Origin of the sequence: Runella sp. SP2, assembly GCF_003711225.1 — a bacterium.
In the GTDB taxonomy this organism is placed as follows: Bacteria; Bacteroidota; Bacteroidia; order Cytophagales; family Spirosomataceae; genus Runella.
Window position 1 is genome coordinate 3,691,584 of record NZ_CP031030.1, and the last position, 20,521, is coordinate 3,712,104.

General features: G+C 47.2%; 6 protein-coding genes. All 6 read right to left on the reverse strand.

Going from position 1 to position 20,521, the window contains the following annotated elements:
• Window positions 1–178: 178 nt before the first annotated feature.
• The 6 genes from DTQ70_RS14795 to DTQ70_RS14820 all read right to left on the reverse strand — a co-directional run bounded on the left by DTQ70_RS14795 (window position 179) and on the right by DTQ70_RS14820 (window position 20,456).
• Window positions 179–1,018: a transglutaminase family protein gene (locus DTQ70_RS14795; protein WP_122931524.1), complete on the reverse strand. Its 840-nt coding sequence runs from the start codon at window positions 1,016–1,018 to the stop codon at window positions 179–181.
• Window positions 1,019–1,087: 69 nt separating this feature from the next.
• Window positions 1,088–1,822 carry a peptidase gene (locus tag DTQ70_RS14800; RefSeq protein ID WP_028526977.1) on the reverse strand — a complete coding sequence of 245 codons (735 nt, stop codon included), beginning with the start codon at window positions 1,820–1,822 and terminating at the stop codon, window positions 1,088–1,090.
• A 9-nt stretch (window positions 1,823–1,831) separates the two neighbouring features.
• The gene (locus DTQ70_RS14805) at window positions 1,832–2,815 is read right to left on the reverse strand and encodes an alpha-E domain-containing protein (RefSeq protein WP_122934417.1); all 984 of its coding nucleotides are present in this window, start codon (window positions 2,813–2,815) and stop codon (window positions 1,832–1,834) included.
• A 97-nt stretch (window positions 2,816–2,912) separates the two neighbouring features.
• Window positions 2,913–4,073, reverse strand: a complete 1,161-nt coding sequence (locus DTQ70_RS14810) for an aldose epimerase family protein (protein WP_122931525.1) — start codon at window positions 4,071–4,073, stop codon at window positions 2,913–2,915.
• A 139-nt stretch (window positions 4,074–4,212) separates the two neighbouring features.
• Window positions 4,213–16,122 (reverse strand): BspA family leucine-rich repeat surface protein, encoded by an 11,910-nt coding sequence (locus DTQ70_RS14815; RefSeq protein WP_122931526.1) that lies wholly within the window; start codon window positions 16,120–16,122, stop codon window positions 4,213–4,215.
• 278 nt (window positions 16,123–16,400) lie between these two features.
• Complete coding sequence (locus DTQ70_RS14820) at window positions 16,401–20,456, reverse strand: two-component regulator propeller domain-containing protein (RefSeq protein ID WP_122931527.1); 4,056 nt, start codon at window positions 20,454–20,456, stop codon at window positions 16,401–16,403.
• Between the last annotated feature and the right edge of the window lie 65 nt (window positions 20,457–20,521).

Here is a 20,521-nt window from a genome sequence, read left to right on the forward strand (position 1 = left end):
CAAATTATTATCTAAACAAAAAAGAAGGTTAAAAGAAAATAAATATGCCTAATAGCAAGACAAAAAGCAGGTATAAATTCAAAGAAAACTTGGAATACAAAATTTTCAATATAGTATATTAGGTCGTCAAAAACACGGGTTACGTCGTGTTTTAAAAGTACCACTAAAAGACATAAAATTATCCAATTCCTACGACTACTTCGGTGGTCAATAAGGAGCGAGCACGCCCGCGAAATGTACCCGATAATGGTGCGATAGACTGAGGCTCTGCCGACGCTGCCAGATACACGTGGTTATTCCCAACAGCTTGTCCTTCGGTAGGGTCAAAACCACGCCACCCTGCACCAGGCAAATACACTTCCGCCCAAGCATGTAAATCATTCTCTTGCAATACATTACCATACAAATACCCGCTTACAAAACGCGCCGCTAAGCCAATACTTCGACAACAAGCCACAAACAATTGGGCAAAATCTCGGCAGGAACCTTTTCGGCCAATCAAGGTGTGTTCGGGCGACATAGGAGCGCCTACTTCGCGGCGTTCATAAACGTAGTCTTGGGCGATGGTTCTACAAAGCGTGGTCAAAAAAGGAACGGTCATCCATCGTACTGAAGCGGCCGTATGACGGGCATACTGTTCGACATACGTAGTTACCCCTTCTCGTACAAGATACGGTTGCAAATATTTTTTTAGGGAGGCAGAATAATGAAACGGCAAGCGCTCGGTTTCAAACGGAAATAAAACAAATCCGAAGGGATTGAAGGCGTTGGAAACCAAGGTCATTTCCACCGAAATCAACAATCGGTCGGTCATTTCTCGAAAATAGGCGGTTTGTTGGTGATTTCCCTCTGCATCAACATTTTGTACCAGCATAGTGGGCGTGGGTTCTATCACCAACGAATACCCAAGCAGGCGCTGGTGAGGAGAAGCTTTCGGTTGCAGATAGATGGTATGAGCGTCGAGGCTAACGGCTTCGGAATACGAATAAGAGAGTTTATGCAAAACGTGTATATTCATAACAATGTACCCTGAGTTGAAAAGGCGTATATATAAATAAAAAAAAAGGTGGAGATTTACTCCACCTTTTTATACTTTATCTCGAACTTTATCAAGTATCGGATCCATCCAATCGTTTGGTAAACGCTGGACAGAATTTTGGAGCAACATACTCCATTGCAGCGACAAATGCGCTAAATCATCTTTTTGAAAGCGGTGTTCGGTCAGGTGGAAGCTTCCTTCTTCATACATAACCACATCAATCGGATAATCAACGTCGTTGGCACTTACCCGCGTTGAATCAAAAGACAAAAACCCGACTTTGAGCGCATCCATCAAAGAGGAATCATACTTTAAACTCCTGAACAACAGTGGTTTTCCGTAATTAGAATTACCAATAACGAAAAATGGCGACGTTTCTCCCACCTCTACCCAGTTGCCTTCGGGATACAGCAGGTAGAGCTTGTGTTCGTCGTCGTCTTCCAATTGCCCCCCCACAATGGCGTGCAAATTGAAACGAAGTCCAGCCGCATCCAGCGCTTCTTTATCTTCTCGTGCCACGCGCCTTACTTGTTGGCCAAAGGCATTGACGGCCTTATACAGTTTGTTGAAACTCCCATCTTCTTCTTCTAACACTTCTCGAAAATAGGTCACGGCTTTGTCACGCACCGAGCGTAGCCCCGATGTCATGATAAACAACGAATGATTTTCGAGCTGATGGACCGAAATTTTTTTGTTGGTGCTCACTTCAGTACCCGACGTGAGGCGGGTATCGGCGATGGCTACCAGCCCAGAGGCGACTTTAATGCCAAGACAATAGGTCATTGTAAAAACTTAGGATTGAGATTGGTACTGAAACGCTTCGACAGGTTTGATGTCGAAATACGTTTCAAAAATTGCTTTACTTACCTCATTTCCGCGAATTTGGAATTGGTCGAGGTATTGGTGCAAACCTGTTTCAAAAATATCTTCAATGTCGGTATATTCAATTTCAGAGCGAAGTTTACCCATTTTTTTCTCCGCTTGGTTACTAAAACGGTTGGATGTAGGCGTGCCCGAAATTTCGTACAACGATAACTCAGCCTGACGAATACAGTGGGCCATTGCACGCGGGAAGAGTTTATCAAGAATCAAAAACTCGGCGATGTGCTTTGGCGTAAGCATCTGATTTTGTTGACGATACATATTATAGGCACTTACCGACTTCAACACTGCCGTCCAAAGCACGAGTTCGAGCGTACTGCCCGTCACGTCGGAGTCGGGCATGAGTGTAAAATACGATACGTCCAAAAAACGCGACGTTTTATCGGCACGTTCCATGAAACGCCCCAAACGCCCAAAATGCCATGCTTCATTGCGCGTGATGGTCGCATCCACGATGCCGTAAAACAGCTGTGTTCCGTTCCTCACTTCCGAATAGAAATCCTGCATGTGGTTTAAATCCCACTCTTCTTTAGGTTGTACATTGCGCAACCACAAGTAAAGTTGGTTCAGGTTTTCCCACATTTCCTTCGAAATACTTTCCCGAATCGTCCGCCCATTTTCCCGTGCGGCCGAAATACAGGTATAAATCGAGTTCGGATTCCGCTTGTCGAACGTCATGAAATTAATCACGTTTTCGCGCGTGGGCTCGTCGTAATGCTGGTAAAACAAATAGTTATCGGCAGTAGCAATCAGCAGTGGCTCCCATTGTTCGCTGACGCTGGGAGGCAAGTCAAATGCCAAATTGAAATTTACTCCGATGAAACGAGCATAGTTTTCAGCTCGCTCTATATAGCGATTCATCCAGTAAATGGAATCTGCAACGCGGCTTAACATTGCCATACTATTAAGGTGGGGGTTGGTGAATGACAATCGCTAAACTACTGTAATAATCCGAAATGGCCAAATTTTTTACTGTATGTCTCTCTGTAAACTACTTTGCCGAAAATTTATATACTGTTTTGGTATAATATTCTTCGCCAGGACGTAAAACAACGCTTGGGAATTGGGGCTGGTTGGGAGAATCAGGGTAATGTTGGGTTTCAAAGCAAAAACCAATACGCTTACGGTAGGTAATGTCATTTTTGCCCGTAATGTTATTGCTCAAAAAGTTACCTGTGTAAAACTGAATTCCTGGCTCGGTTGTAAATACTTCCATAAAACGCCCCGACGCAGGTTCGTAGGCCGTTGCAGCTGGGCGCAAAGTCTTTGGTTCTCCATTGACTACCCAACAATGGTCATATCCCCCACCTACTTTGATTTGGTCATCCTCGGGGTCATTGATTCGCTCCCCTACCACGTGTGGTTGAAGAAAATCAAATGGTGTTCCTTTCACCGCACGCAGCTCGCCCGTCGGAATCAAGTTTTTGTTGACGGGCACCAAATAGTCGGCATTAATCGTCACAACGTGGTCGAGTACGTCTGTTTTTGCACCAGTAAAGTTAAAATAGGTATGGTTTGTCAAATTGACAATCGTCGTTTTGTCAGTCGTACTTCGGTATTCAATTTCCAAGGCATTATCGTCGGTCAAACGGTACGTCACCTCCGTAGAAAGCGTTCCTGGAAAACCCTCTTCCCCATCAGGACTCACGTACGACAATTTCAGGGCATTTTCTGCTTCTATCACTTCTGCTTTCCAAATCTTTTTGTCAAAGCCTTTTTTCCCACCGTGAATGCTATTGACTCCGCTGTTGACAGCCAATGGGTATTCTTTTCCTTCCAACGTAAATTTTGCATCGGCAATTCGGTTTCCGTAACGGCCTATCAATGCCCCAAAGTAGGGCGATGCTTTGAGGTAACCATCCAAGTAATCATAGCCCAGCACTACATCTTCTTTTTCTCCATTCTTGTCGGGCACTAACAAATGAGAAATAATTCCGCCATAATTAGAGATACGTACCTCTACCCCTGCTGCACTTCGCAAGGTAAATAAGTCGGCCGTTTGGCCATCGGGCAATTGCCCAAAAGTTGTTTTTGTGATTGTGTTCATCTTTTTGTTAGACGTCTTTTTTGTCGATTTTTGAGCGAAGCTACCCACGCAAGCTTCCACACTTATCAGACATATCATTGTCAAATTAAATACAAACTGCCGCATAAAAATAGAAATTGGTGAGGTAAAACAACGTTTTCTTTTTTTCAAAGCATGAATCTTTCTAATTCTCTCCTTTTTAAACAAAAAAACAGGGACACTTTAGCAAAGCATCCCCGTTCATTCAATCATTTCACTCTGTTTGTTAATCTACTTTTACTACCTTCAGCGTCGCTTGTTTGTCAGGCGTGGTTACCTTCAAGAAATACATCCCCGTCGGCAACTCACTCACCCCAAACTCCTCTTGGTGCGTGTTGGTCTCAGGAGTAAATTGGCGGCTCAACACCTCACGACCTGCTGCGTCAGTCAAGGTAGTCTGCACCATTTGCCCTTTGCTGTCTTGCACTTTCAAGCGGAGAATGTTGGTGACGGGGTTGGGAAGGACAGTGGCAAAGACACCGTTATCGGTTAGCTGTTTTCCGTTATCCGACCCTTGCCCTTTGCCTTTTGCCTCTTGCCCATTTGCCATTTCTCTCGCTGCGCCCACGCCTACCCCGTCTTTCGACTGGATTCTGAACCAATATTCTTGGTACGCCAGCACATTCCCTTGAGGCTTCCGCGTCGAGGGATAAATGCTCCCCCACCCCTTCATGTCCCAATAGCGAATACTCAACTTGTACAAGCCTTTTGGTAAACCCGCGTCATAAACGTTGCCGCCTGAACCGTTGTCCTCATAAAATCCATACGCGGGGTGGTTGGGGCCGTATAGCTCCGTCCAACCTTCGCGGTTGGCATACATAAAGTACGGCGCATTGTTCTCGTGCGTGTTGAAGGAACGAATTACCCCCATCTCGGGCGTGGCCAACATGTCAAACGTCAATGAACCATTCGTACCTAAGGCACACGCATCCGCATGAATCGTCCAATAACGTGGCGCCATTTTATTCGCATTCTCAACGTAGTACAACGTCGGGCTCTGCTGCGTGCTTTGATCTAACTCTGGCCCGCCATCGGCAGTAATAAATTGACTACTCCACGCCGCGCGGTCGTTAATCTTTGTCGCCGACTTAGACTCTCCAATGTTGATCAAACTCACCACAAATGCCTTCCAAGATACCTCTTTACGGTTACTCTCCGCACTCTGGCAACCGCCCTCAAAAACGCACTTCGCCCAGTAACTCTGCTTCGTTACGTTGCTAAATGCTACCTCAAAACTTGGCGTCGTTACGCCCGTATTCCAAAACGTTTGACTCCCCACTGGACAATTCGCCGACACCGTCACCGTGGTTCCTGTACACACTATTTCTTGCGAGACCGTCACTATCGGAGCTACATGAATAGGTATCACCGTAAACGTCACCACATTACTCTTTTCACTCACACAGCCGTTTTCGGTTTGGCATCGTGCGTAGTAAGACGTCGTTTCACTTGGAACGGTCGAGGGAAGACTCGATAATGAAACGTTCGTGGTGGCGTTGTACCAAACCGTCCGCAAGCTCCCGCATGAAGATTGACCGCTGAAAATTGAAGATGGATTACAACTGCTTGTAGGGGATAGCGAAACGGTAGGTGCAGTTGGAATATTCACTAATTTTAACCGCATCACTCCCGATTCACTCTCCACACACGATGACGTACCGTCCGATTTACGGCAGCGTACGCGGTAGTTATGAAACTGATTGTCAAGCAATCCCAAGGGAACACCTGCGCTGTATTCCCCACCATCAACTGAATAAAGAAGCAATTCTCCTGCACCACAATTGGCTGTAAACGAAATCGGACTGTTGGTCAGACTACACACTTCTTTGGTTTCCCCCGCTGCTACTGTCACCCCGTCCACCAACATCGACACATTCTGAGGAACCGAAGCGCGGTAATTAATCGTCAATTCAATAGGATTCGTATAAGTCACTGGACAACTCACATCACAGGCCGCTTGGTAGCGGTGCGGTTGGTTATTGGATGATTGGGTAACTGGGGCTGTCGCCGACCATTCACTCCATGAACCACTGCCCACTTGTACTCGCCAAACTGGATTTCCCACTACACATAAACCCGAAACTGTAAACTGCAAACCGTTAACAGGATTCGCATCTGTATCGCAAAAAACTTGTGTGTTGCCTTCATTTAGGCTTTGTTGTAACGTATTCAGTACAATAGTAGGCTTACCCTGCACAGTAACCACCGCGCTACCACTCTGAGTTTGTGAACAGTTCGCATCTCGTACACTTACTAACGTATATGTATAGATGCCTTCTGTACTTGTGCTTTGATTTACTGTCGCACTCGAACTTCCGCTCGTTGTCGTGACCTCCTGTAAATTACCCCCGTTTATCTGATAGCTGAATGTATATGGTGCAACGCCGCTACTCCCCGTGAAGGTGAGAAGTGGAGCGGAACTGCCTTTGCATAGTACAACAGTTCCACTTAACGTGGCCGTGAGCAGCGAACTAACAACGGTATTCACCGTCAAACTCAATGGCGATGACACACAACCCGTTACCGTATTTTTTGCCGTCACTTGATACGGATTCGGAGCCAAACCACTGAATGTCGCTGACGTTTGATAGCCATTGCCAACGCTATATTCAATATCTTGCCCCAGCGGTGCTGTCACTACAATCGTACCAGTGGGTGTCGTACAAGTGGGCTGCTGCGTTACACTCGCTGTCGGGATGGCTGGTGCGTTCGGCACCGCATTCACCGTCAAACTCAATGGCGATGACACACATCCCGTTAACGTATTTTTTGCCGTCACTTGATACGGATTCGGAGCCAAACCACTAAATGTCGCCGACGTTTGATAACCATTGCCAACGCTATATTCAATATCTTGCCCCAGCGGTGCTGTCACTACAATCGTACCAGTGGGTGTCGTACAAGTGGGCTGCTGCGTTACAGAAGCTGTCGGGAGGGCTGGTGCGTTCGGCACCGCATTCACCGTCAAACTCAATGGCGATGACACACAACCCGTTAACGTATTTTTTGCCGTCACTTGATACGGATTCGGAGCTAAACCACTGAAGGTCGCCGACGTTTGATAACCATTGCCAACGCTGTATTCAATATCCTGACCCGTGGGCGCAGTCACCACAATCGTACCAGTGGGTGTCGTACAAGTGGGCTGCTGCGTCACACTTGCCGTCGGGAGGGCTGGTGCGTTCGGCACGGCATTCACCGTCAAACTCAATGGCGATGACACACAACCCGTTAACGTATTTTTGGCCGTCACTTGATACGGATTCGGAGCCAAACCACTAAATGTCGCCGACGTTTGGTAACCATTGCCAACGCTGTATTCAATATCCTGACCCGTGGGCGCAGTCACCACAATCGTACCAGTGGGTGTCGTACAAGTGGGCTGCTGCGTTACAGAAGCTGTCGGGAGGGCTGGTGCGTTCGGCACGGCATTCACCGTCAAACTCAATGGCGATGACACACAACCCGTTAACGTATTTTTGGCCGTCACTTGGTACGGATTCGGAGCCAAACCACTAAATGTCGCCGACGTTTGATAACCATTGCCAACGCTATATTCAATATCTTGCCCCAGCGGTGCTGTCACTACAATCGTACCAGTGGGTGTTGTACAAGTGGGCTGCTGCGTTACAGAAGCCGTCGGGAGGGCGGGCGCGTTCGGCACGGCATTCACCGTCAAACTCAACGGCGACGACACACATCCCGTTACCGTATTTTTTGCCGTCACTTGATACGGATTCGGAGCCAAACCACTGAAGGTCGCCGACGTTTGATAACCATTTCCAACGCTGTATTCAATATCTTGCCCCAGCGGTGCTGTCACTACAATCGTACCAGTGGGTGTCGTACAAGTGGGCTGCTGCGTTACAGAAGCTGTCGGGAGGGCTGGTGCGTTCGGCACCGCATTCACCGTCAAACTCAATGGCGATGATACACAACCCGTTAACGTATTTTTTGCCGTCACTTGATACGGATTCGGAGCCAAACCGCTAAATGTCGCTGACGTTTGATAGCCATTGCCAACGCTGTATTCAATATCTTGACCCGTCGGCGCTGTTACTACAATCGTCCCCGTTGGCGTTGTACAAGTGGGCTGCTGCGTTACAGAAGCTGTCGGGAGGGCGGGCGCGTTCGGTACGGCATTCACCGTTAAACTCAAAGGTGATGAAACACATCCCGTTAACGTATTTTTGGCCGTCACTTGATACGGATTCGGAGCCAAACCACTGAATGTCGCCGACGTTTGATAACCATTTCCAACGCTGTATTCAATATCCTGACCTAGCGGCGCTGTCACCACAATCGTACCAGTGGGTGTCGTACAAGTGGGCTGCTGCGTCACACTTGCCGTCGGGAGGGCTGGTGCGTTCGGCACGGCATTCACCGTCAAACTCAATGGCGATGACACACAACCCGTTAACGTATTTTTTGCCGTCACTTGATACGGATTCGGAGCCAAACCACTAAATGTCGCCGACGTTTGATAACCATTGCCAACGCTGTATTCAATATCCTGACCCGTCGGCGCTGTCACCACAATCGTACCAGTGGGCGTTGTACAAGTGGGCTGCTGCGTCACACTCGCTGTCGGGATGGCTGGTGCGTTCGGCACCGCATTCACCGTCAAACTCAACGGCGATGACACACAACCCGTTAACGTATTTTTTGCCGTCACTTGATACGGATTCGGAGCCAAACCACTGAATGTCGCCGACGTTTGATAACCATTGCCAACGCTGTATTCAATATCCTGACCAAGCGGTGCTGTCACTACAATTGTACCCGTTGGCGTTGTACAAGTGGGCTGCTGCGTTACACTCGCTGTCGGGAGGGCGGGCGCGTTCGGCACCGCATTCACCGTCAAACTCAACGGTGATGATACACATCCCGTTAACGTATTTTTGGCCGTCACTTGGTACGGATTCGGAGCCAAACCACTAAATGTCGCCGACGTTTGATAACCATTGCCAACGCTGTATTCAATATCTTGACCCAGCGGTGCTGTCACTACAATCGTCCCCGTTGGTGTTGTACAAGTGGGTTGCTGCGTTACAGAAGCTATCGGGAGGGCGGGCGCGTTCGGCACCGCATTCACCGTCAAACTCAATGGCGATGACACACATCCCGTTAACGTATTTTTGGCCGTCACTTGATACGGATTCGGAGCCAAACCACTGAATGTCGCCGACGTTTGATAACCATTGCCTACGCTGTATTCAATATCTTGACCCAGCGGCGCTGTCACTACAATCGTCCCCGTTGGTGTCGTACAAGTGGGCTGCTGCGTTACAGAAGCTGTCGGGAGGGCGGGCGCGTTCGGTACGGCATTCACCGTCAAACTCAATGGCGATGAAACACATCCCGTTAACGTATTTTTGGCCGTCACTTGATACGGATTCGGAGCCAAACCACTGAATGTCGCCGACGTTTGATAACCATTTCCAACGCTGTATTCAATATCCTGACCTAGCGGCGCTGTCACCACAATCGTACCAGTGGGTGTCGTACAAGTGGGCTGCTGCGTCACACTTGCCGTCGGGAGGGCTGGTGCGTTCGGCACGGCATTCACCGTCAAACTCAATGGCGATGACACACAACCCGTTAACGTATTTTTTGCCGTCACTTGATACGGATTCGGAGCCAAACCACTAAATGTCGCCGACGTTTGATAACCATTGCCAACGCTGTATTCAATATCCTGACCCGTCGGCGCTGTCACCACAATCGTACCAGTGGGCGTTGTACAAGTGGGCTGCTGCGTCACACTCGCTGTCGGGATGGCTGGTGCGTTCGGCACCGCATTCACCGTCAAACTCAACGGCGATGACACACAACCCGTTAACGTATTTTTTGCCGTCACTTGATACGGATTCGGAGCCAAACCACTGAATGTCGCCGACGTTTGATAACCATTGCCAACGCTGTATTCAATATCCTGACCAAGCGGTGCTGTCACTACAATTGTACCCGTTGGCGTTGTACAAGTGGGCTGCTGCGTTACACTCGCTGTCGGGAGGGCGGGCGCGTTCGGCACCGCATTCACCGTCAAACTCAACGGTGATGATACACATCCCGTTAACGTATTTTTGGCCGTCACTTGGTACGGATTCGGAGCCAAACCACTAAATGTCGCCGACGTTTGATAACCATTGCCAACGCTGTATTCAATATCTTGACCCAGCGGTGCTGTCACTACAATCGTCCCCGTTGGTGTTGTACAAGTGGGTTGCTGCGTTACAGAAGCTATCGGGAGGGCGGGCGCGTTCGGCACCGCATTCACCGTCAAACTCAATGGCGATGACACACATCCCGTTAACGTATTTTTGGCCGTCACTTGATACGGATTCGGAGCCAAACCACTGAATGTCGCCGACGTTTGATAACCATTGCCTACGCTGTATTCAATATCTTGACCCAGCGGCGCTGTCACTACAATCGTCCCCGTTGGTGTCGTACAAGTGGGTTGCTGCGTTACAGAAGCCGTCGGGAGGGCTGGTGCGTTCGGCACGGCATTCACCGTCAAACTCAATGGCGATGACACACATCCCGTTACCGTATTTTTTGCCGTTACTTGGTACGGATTCGGAAGCAATCCGCTGAATGTCGCCGACGTTTGATAGCCATTGCCAACGCTGTATTCAATATCTTGCCCCAGCGGCGCTGTTACTACAATCATACCCGTTGGTGTTGTACAAGTGGGCTGCTGCGTTACAGAAGCTGTCGGGAGGGCGGGCGCGTTCGGTACGGCATTCACCGTTAAACTCAAAGGTGATGAAACACAACCCGTTAACGTATTTTTTGCCGTCACTTGATACGGATTCGGAGCCAAACCGCTAAATGTCGCTGACGTTTGATAGCCATTGCCAACGCTGTATTCAATATCCTGCCCCGTCGGCGCTGTCACTACAATCGTACCCGTTGGTGTCGTACAAGTGGGTTGCTGCGTTACAGAAGCCGTCGGGATGGCGGGTGGAGTTGGCACGGCATTTACTGTCAAACTCAAAGGCGATGACACACATCCCGTTACCGTATTTTTGGCCGTCACTTGATACGGATTCGGAGCCAAACCACTAAATGTCGCCGACGTTTGATAACCATTGCCAACGCTGTATTCAATATCTTGACCCAGCGGTGCTGTCACTACAATCGTCCCCGTTGGTGTTGTACAAGTGGGTTGCTGCGTTACAGAAGCTATCGGGAGGGCGGGCGCGTTCGGCACCGCATTCACCGTCAAACTCAATGGCGATGACACACAACCCGTTAACGTATTTTTGGCCGTCACTTGATACGGATTCGGAGCCAAACCACTGAATGTCGCCGACGTTTGATAACCATTGCCTACGCTGTATTCAATATCTTGACCCAGCGGTGCTGTCACTACAATCGTCCCCGTTGGTGTTGTACAAGTGGGTTGCTGCGTTACAGAAGCTGTCGGGAGGGCGGGTGCGTTCGGTACGGCATTCACCGTCAAACTCAATGGTGATGACACACATCCCGTTAACGTATTTTTTGCCGTCACCTGATACGGATTCGGAGCCAAACCACTAAATGTCGCTGACGTTTGATAACCATTGCCAACGCTGTATTCAATATCCTGACCCAGCGGCGCTGTCACCACAATCGTACCAGTGGGCGTCGTACAAGTAGGCTGCTGCGTCACACTCGCTGTCGGGATGGCGGGTGCGTTCGGCACCGCATTCACCGTCAAACTCAAAGGTGATGATACACAACCCGTTAACGTATTTTTTGCCGTCACTTGATACGGATTCGGAGCCAAACTACTGAATGTCGCTGACGTTTGATAGCCATTGCCAACGCTGTATTCAATATCCTGACCCGTCGGCGCTGTCACTACAATTGTCCCCGTTGGTGTCGTACAAGTGGGCTGCTGCGTTACAGAAGCCGTCGGGAGGGCTGGCGCGTTCGGCACCGCATTCACCGTCAAACTCAATGGCGATGACACACAACCCGTTAACGTATTTTTTGCCGTCACCTGATACGGATTCGGAGCCAAACCACTGAATGTCGCCGACGTTTGATAGCCATTGCCAACGCTGTATTCAATATCCTGACCCAGCGGCGCTGTCACTACAATTGTCCCCGTTGGTGTCGTACAAGTAGGCTGCTGCGTTACAGAAGCTGTCGGGATGGCGGGCGCGTTCGGCACGGCATTCACTGTCAAACTCAACGGCGATGACACACATCCCGTTACCGTATTTTTTGCCGTCACCTGATACGGATTCGGAGCCAAACCACTAAATGTCGCCGACGTTTGATAACCATTCCCAACGCTGTATTCAATATCCTGACCCAGCGGTGCTGTCACTACAATCGTCCCCGTTGGCGTTGTACAAGTGGGTTGCTGCGTCACAGAAGCTGTAACGGTAATATCGCACAGACCAGTTCCCTGAATGGCGAAGGTGTAGGGATTTGCATTGCTGGTATTGTTGGCAATGCTCACCGTAGCTGTTCTTAAACCCGAAGCCGCAGGATTGAAAGTGATCTGAAAAGTCGTACTGCCATTTGCCGCCACGGGCGAAGTCGGCTGAGTGGTGACGGTAAACTCTGCGGCGTTTGTGCCGCTGATGGTTACTTTGTTGGGGTTTCCAGTCAAATTTAATGTCCCCAATGCCGTATTTACGATGGTGAAAGTGCGGACGACGGTGCCCGAGTTTACATTTTGTGAACCAAAATCGGTATGGTCATCGGCAGAAGGAGCAGTATCGCCGTTTACAATAGAAACATCATTGCCTTTGAGGTTGATTTCTGCAGGAAAACACACATTCGTATAGATATCTCCTGCGATGGTCCAACCTTTGTTGTTGACCAGATTGGTTCGGGCGGCCTGCCCCGCACAGTATTGTAAGGGTGAAGCACTGCCCAAATTTTTGTTAGTATAGCCGGCGGCATCCCAACCGATAAGAATCGCATCATAATTGGCCATTGAAATAGCGGAATTAAGAAATAGATCAGTCATTGAGGTGGCACTCGCAATGTTCCAATTACCTACATTTCGGTTAAATGATGTGGCATTGTGAAACATTTCATCCATTGCGGTTACATTGCTCACATTCCAATTGGTGATGTTTCCGTTAAAAGCAGTTGCATTCTCGAACATTTTACTCATGTTGGTGACCCGACTCACGTTCCACGAATTCAGATCCTGATTGAAAACTGTGTTTAAACTAAACATACCCCTCATAGTGACCGTAGCGCCCGGGGTTGTGTTGATTGTCCAGTTCAAGGGTTGATTGAAGGCTGTGGCCTGCCCAAACATAATCTCAAAATCAGTTACCTTACTGACATTCCAATTGGAAAGGGGCTGATTAAAGGCTGTATTGTTGGCAAACATCGCATACATATTTGTCACATTACTTACATTCCAACCGCCAATGGGTTGATTAAATGAGTTGGCCCCGCGAAACATATGATCCATTGACGTAACGTTACCTACATTCCAATTGGTAATGTTTCCGTTAAAAGCAGTTGCATTCCAAAACATGAAACTCATATCGGTGACCCGGCTAACATTCCACGAATTCAAATCCTGATTAAAGGCCCCAGCGTTTGCAAACATATACTGCATGGTGACATTAGCGCCCAGAGTCGTATTGAGGGTCCAGGTATTTAAAGGTTGATTGAAGACCGATGCATCCTCAAACATGCTTCTAAAATCAGTAACCTGACTAACATTCCAATTGGAAAGGGGCTGATTGAAAGAGGCTGTTTCCGAAAACACACCATACATATTCGTGACACTGCTCACATCCCAACCGTTCAGATTGGCATTGAGAGAAGTGGCATTCCGAAACATTTCTTGCAGGTTGGTCACGTTACTTAAATCGGGGCTGTCATTGGCCAGCACGTTCAGATTGGAACAACCATGAAATGCTCTGTACATTGTTATCCAGCCGATATCCCCCCATTGATTCACGGACAGGATTTTGTCTTTGTCTCCTCCATCGCCAAATTGTATGGACGTAAGCCCTCCTCGAATAGCCACAGTATAGGTACCAGCCGTCCCAAAGTTGTGGGTGACGGGGCCGCTCACGCCCAATTGGTCGAAGGTGCCATCGTTGTTCCAATCTACGTCGTAGGTTCCGTTGGCAGGAATGGTGATGGAGGTGCTGTTGGAGGTGCCAGGGTTATTCGTTTTCCAAGTGGTTATAAAGGGTCTCGTGCCGCCAGGCGGGTTTTCCTGAAGCTCATACGCGCCCATATCCACCGTACCGTTGTTGAAGATGCGGGGATTACCGTCCAAATCAGTAGTTACACCATTGGGAATGAGGGCATTATTACCCACATTAATGGCTGGAGAGCTGGGTTGCAGACGGAGGTTGCCCGTTGCTGCGTTGACAAAAATCGGATTGGTGTTGAAAAGGCTATTATCGGCTGTAACGCCTGTTGGAGCACTGCTGCCGTTGATGAGGCTGTAGGAAAGCGTCATGGTGGCTGCGCCTTCGAGCAGGATTTCATTGGTGTTTTGCCATAAGATACAATTGCGGAGCAGCATAGGGCTGGTCGGAGCAACACTTGTGGTGTGGTAAACAGCACTACCGCCATTAGTAGCAGCATTATTATAAAAGGTGCAATTGGTGAATGTTGAAGTGATCCGCCCGCTGGAAGCGCCATTGGCATAATAAACGCTGCCTTTATCCCCGGCAGTGTTGTTCATAAAAATACAGTTGGTAAAGCTGTGGTTTACTCTGCCTGCATTGGATCCGTTGGCATGAACTGCTGCTCCATTACTCGTAGTGCTGTTGTCCTTAAAAATACACTTGGAAAAAGTTGCTTCTCCATTTCCACTTTGTGCAGATTCGTTGTAAGCCCCACTATTGCTGGTTATGGTAGCGGTGGAGGTATTGTTTGAGAAAGTACAATTGGTAACCGTAGTAATGGTTTTCCCTCCATTTGAATTAGAAAAGATTCCAGGGGCATAGAAACTTTCGCTGTTCCCAGAGATAGTAGAATTTTCAAGCAATAAAATAGCCTTTCCACTGGAGTTTTCGCTAAGGTTACCACTATTGAATACAGCAGGTCCGACATTTCCCTGGATTTTGCAATTGCGGATGGTAGCATTACAACCAAATGGAAAACCTATTCCTTCATTGTGAATCCCTCCTCCTGAAAAGCCAGAAGCACGCTTCCCTGCAGTAATGGTGAACCCGTCCATCGTAACCCCTTGTGCCACATTCTGAATATGTAAAACAATATTAGAATTTGTGCCCTGTACATGGGCAGCAGTGACTGCCGGGTTGGCGGTGTCATTATTGTCAATATCCCCACTAAGAATGGTCAGGTTCGAGGAAATATTTCGCTGAGAAAGCATACTTTCTGTGCCTGCGAAGCCACCATAAATGTCCACCGGAAAGTTGATATAAAAAGTTTTGGTATTAGAAATACCCGGGCTGTCATTTCCAGTTTTATCCTTAGACGGTTTGTAAGTGCCTGCCGCAACCCAGATTTCTTGAATATTGCTACATCCTCGTGCATAATCAATGGCGCTTTGCAGGCTGGTATAGGCATCCGTCCACGAAGTCCCATCATTGGCACCACCGGCATCGTGTTTGACATAAAGGCGGGTTGCTGCTCCGCAGGAACTGGTAGCAGGCTGAGTAAATACACCTACTCTTGTGAAGTCTCCTCCAGCACTAATCGGTGTACCATTGACATAGGCTTGTCCACCTGCGTAAAAACTGGTAGTATTGTGCAAAGGTGTAAAAGAGTTCATTGGGGCTGCTGTGGAAACCCGAAAGGTATATTGATTACCATTCGTGAACGCCTTGGAGCCACTGCCTCCAGCAATTTCGATAAGAAGGTAGCTTCCAATTTGGGTCAATACCATACCTGTCTGAGAATATTGTAGGGTTCCGCTAAAACCATCCCCTTGATAAATGTTCAAATTCCAAACAGGGTTACCATCACTAACAATACCGGAAACTGAAACAATGAGTCCGGCAAATTCACCATTGCAGCCACCACTCATGGTAAAGCTTTGGGCAAAATCGGTTACTGCACCTCCGCCTGAGCTCGACGGCGAGCCTGTGTTCACACACATCGTTTGTCCGATGACTGTTGTCGTGCCACAAAAGGCAATCAATAAAAAGCACAACAAATGAGTAATGAGTTTTTTCATCGTAAAAATTGAGTTTGAGTAAGCGTTTTCGGGACAGAAGAAAGAAAAGGAGAAGAACACCCACTTCGTCAAACCGATGTTTTAAGCCTCCTCCTTTTGGCTTGCTTTCTACTATAAAAAACAAGGCAAATGTGCCTGATTCGGACATTCAGGTGTTAGCTCAAAAAGAACATTTATTAGTCCATTTCGGACTTTTTGCGTTTTTCTAACCCAAAAAGCATAAAAAAAGCCCCTTTTGGGGACTACGAAGAGAATTCCTTTGGGTTGTTGGCCAATGGCTAATCGGGATAATCAGAAGGCAGCACTCCGTACTTTTCTTGAAACACCCGGGCAAAATAGGAGAGGTTTTCAAAGCCGACACCAAAGGCAATATCGGAGACTGTCCCTGCTTTCTGAGTGAGCAGGTCGGCCGCTCGCTGCAATCGATAATGGCGCACAAATTCGATGGCGGTTTGGTTGGTGAGGGCTTTTAGCTTACGTCGCAATTGCACTGGGGCCATGTTCATTTCTTCGGCAAACTGAACTACGTCAAATTCGCTTTTCGAAATGTGTTTGTCGATGACCATTTTGGCTTTTTGGATAAAGACCTTATCCATGGAATTAACCTTCACTTCCGTCGGTTTCAACTCAATCACTTCTTGGCGAAACAGTTCCCTGAGTTTTTCTCGAATCTTAATCAAATTTCGAACTCTGGCTTTGATTTCGGACGCATTGAAGGGTTTAACCAGGTACTCGTCAGCCCCCAAGTCGAAGCCTTCAAGACGATCTTCCAACGTAGCTTTGGCCGTCAGCATGACCACAGGAATGTGGCTGGTTTTCTCGTTGGATTTTAGCTGTTTGCAAAACTCAAATCCATCCATGCGGGGCATCATCAAATCGCTGATGACGATATCAGGTACAAATTCAGTGGCTTTTTCGAGTCCTTCCTGCCCATCGCAGGCTTCAATAACTTGGTAAGCCTCTTCAAAGACCGTCCGAATGTAAGCCCTTAAATCATCGTTGTCTTCTACAATGAGTAAAAGAGGCTCATCATTTCCTAAGGAGGATTCTTGGCTGTTTTCTATTGCTCTTTTTTCAATCGTTTCTGTTTTAGTGCCAAATCTGTTCAACACTTCTTCAGTAGATAAATCTGATGAATCGGCAAGAGGGACAAGAGGTATTGTTACCTTAAAAGTGGTGCCTACGCCCTGTTGGCTTTCCACCTGAATAGTCCCTTTCAAGAGATTGACTAGTTCTTTGACCAGCGCCAAACCAATGCCCGTTCCTTCGTAATTACGTTTTGTAGAACTGTCAATTTGGTAAAAGCGGTCGAATATTTTATTCAATTTCTCAGGATCAATGCCAATGCCGCTGTCCGAAATGGTAATTACAGCCCCCGTCCCCCCGCCCCCGATGGGAGAGCTGTATTCTACAGACATCTCAATACGCCCCCCATTTTCGCTAAATTTAAACGCATTGGAGAGCAAATTAATAATGATTTTCTCCATTTTATCGGCGTCAAAATTGGCGAGGACTTTTGGCTGATTTTGATGAATCAAGAACGTGATACTTCGGTTTTCTGCCAGCGATTGAAAGGAGCTCCCCAACAACTGGATAAACCTCGCAATGTCGCCCGGTTGAAGATTAACCTGCATTTGACGGGCATCGAGTTTTCCTAAATCCAGCAGTTGATTGATTAATTCCAACAAACGCTGTGCATTGCGTTGCATCATCGGAAAGCGAGTATCTCGGGCGTAATCCTTTACTATTTGTTCCATAGGCCCCAAAATCAAGGTGAGGGGCGTCCGAAATTCGTGCGAAATATTGGTAAAAAACTGCGTTTTCAATTGGTCGAGTTCAGCCAGACGTTCGGTTTCTTTGTCTTTAAAACGTATTTCTTCCTGTAATCGAAAGCGGTTCAACTGATTTTGATACACCCGATAAATGACGTAGGAAATAACACTCAGGTACAACAAGTAAGCCCACCAAGTACGGTAAAAAGGCGGGTTAACCCGAATCTCCAACGCAATGGGCTGGCTCCAGACTTCTCCGTTGGTACTTCCCTGCACCCGAAAAGTATAGCTCCCGCTTGGCAACTGCGTAAAATTGGCAAATCGGGTAGTACCCGTTTCTACCCAATTGCCATCAATTCCTTCCAGTTGATAGCGAAATCGATTTTTAACGGGATTGCTAAAGTCCATGATGCCAAATTCAAGACTAACCTGATTTTCGTCATGAGCCAGTTGGAGCGAAGGCAAAAATTCAATGGCTTTCTCCAAAATATTGTTGTCATCGCCTGGAACTACGGCTTTATTGTTTACTTTTAATCCGATGATTTTAATAATTGGCGGTTTTTGTATGCTTCCCATGGCCGATGGGCGAAAGCTCGTAACACCGTTTACCCCTCCAAACAATAACTCGCCCGAAGGCGCTTTGAAATACGAATTGGTGTTAAACTCATCATCCTGCAACCCGTCTGATTTATTGAAATTAGTACAAATCAATGATTTTGGGTTTAGCCGTGCAATACCTCGATTGGTACTGACCCACAGGCTTTTATCTTCTCCTTCCAAGATACCATAGACGACTTTATTGGGTAACCCTTGGGCTTCGGTAAAATGTTCAAATATCCCAAGTTGCTTATTCAAACGCTCCAAACCACCTCCTTTGGTGCTTACCCACAGGTACTTGTCAGGAAGAAATGGGTCATCTATCATTCCCGAAACAAAATCTTCACTCAAACTACGGCGGTCGGTTTTGCTGTTTTTATAGAGTGAAAAGACAGGAGAGGTTTGTGGATGTTCGGCCTTAATAAGTCCTTTTTGCGTACCAATCCACAGCGTATGCTGCTTGTCCTGATACAAAGCAAATGTTTCAACAGCGGCACCACTTTTGGGCAACAGTGAATGATAGCTGAAAACTTGAAACTGCTCAGTTGTGGGGTTAAATTTTATCAAGTTCCCTTCCGTATGGCCAATCCATATATTTTCTGCACTGTCTTGCAAGAGCTTAAAACTTCCGCTTTTCAATTCGTTGAGCGGAGGGAGAGGATACTCCTTGATTAACTGCCAATCAACCGAATATTTCTTCAAACTTCGGTTGACTTTAGTCCCTACCCGACCTAGCAACCAGAAATCGTTGTGTTTGTCCTGAAGCAGAACATCATGACCCTGCGTAAATACGTAGGTCACATTGGAAATAGGCTTTAGCCTATTTGCCAGTTTATCCAATTCATAAAAATGGTAAGATGGGCGGTAATTACCGTGTACATACACCCTTCCCTGCTGGTCCTGATAAAGCGAAGAAGGGGAGTGTTGAGGCAGAAAAGAGTGGAATTGCTTGATGCGCGGATTAAACTTGAGCAGTCCGTATCCGCCGGTAGCTACCCATACGTTACCATTTTGGTCTTTGAATAATTGGTTAATGATGTCTTTTTCGGGCGGCAGTTGGGCAAAGGCATTTTGCGGCGTGAGTTCATTTAATTGGAGAAGTTCATTGACTTTGAAAATCCATACATATTTCTGGTTGCAGATGGCAATAGTGCCGTCCTGAAAAATATTGACAACTATTCGCTGGTTTGAAGGAGTTTTAAAGGTGATTTTTTTAACAAAAGTCCCTTTAATACAGAGTAACACATCCGTTCCTAAGAACCAAAATCGTTTCTCCGCATCTCGAATCACATTTGCCCATGGCGCGTCAGTTTTTACGTTTTTAATGGATAAAAATTCCGGTTCAGATTGATAAATAGTTTCTGAATACCTAAACTCGATGCTTGTTTTATCAAATACAAAATCGGGGACTGCTGTTTTTTTTGACGGAACGCCGCCCGACGGAACGCCGCCCGAAACAGTTTGAACCCAATCGGAGAAGTCGTTTTGTGGAGGGTAAAATTGCTTGGGAATAATTTTAAAAAGCTTTCCTACCTGACTTGTAATAATCCAAATCGCGCCAGCTTTATCTTCTTTTAGATAAGAAATTTCATAATTCCCTGCATTGGTAAGCTGTTTATCAATGATATTGGCGTGATAAAACCGATGCGTTTGAGGGTCATAGAGATTCAAACCATCTTTTTGGGTACCCACCCAAATTCGCCCTTGGGTATCTTCCAGTAAGGCAGTACAGGTATTTCCCGAAATGCTAAACGGATTGTAAGGATTATGAGTAAAAACGTTGAAATTATAACCATCGTACCGATTTAATCCATCTTTCGTGGCAAACCATAAAAAGCCCTGGCGGTCTTGAATGAGGTCATAAATCATCCCCTGTGAGAGACCGTCAGAAATAGTAATCTCTTGCCACCCGTTGGTTTGGGCAAGCAGCGAAAAAGGAAAAAACAGAAAAATCCAAAATCTCATTTTCGGGTTCACTTTCAAATTCAAAATAACGAAAATTTAATCGATTCTAACTAGCTAGCTTTGTA

Bases quoted from the DNA above. Each gene is read 5' to 3' on its own strand.
- DTQ70_RS14810 (WP_122931525.1), bottom strand. From the start codon at position 4,073: ATGCGGCAGTTTGTATTTAATTTGACAATGATATGTCTGATAAGTGTG.
- DTQ70_RS14820 (WP_122931527.1), bottom strand. From the start codon at position 20,456: ATGAGATTTTGGATTTTTCTGTTTTTTCCTTTTTCGCTGCTTGCCCAA.
- DTQ70_RS14805 (WP_122934417.1), bottom strand. From the start codon at position 2,815: ATGTTAAGCCGCGTTGCAGATTCCATTTACTGGATGAATCGCTATATA.
- DTQ70_RS14815 (WP_122931526.1), bottom strand. From the start codon at position 16,122: ATGAAAAAACTCATTACTCATTTGTTGTGCTTTTTATTGATTGCCTTT.
- DTQ70_RS14795 (WP_122931524.1), bottom strand. From the start codon at position 1,018: ATGAATATACACGTTTTGCATAAACTCTCTTATTCGTATTCCGAAGCC.
- DTQ70_RS14800 (WP_028526977.1), bottom strand. From the start codon at position 1,822: ATGACCTATTGTCTTGGCATTAAAGTCGCCTCTGGGCTGGTAGCCATC.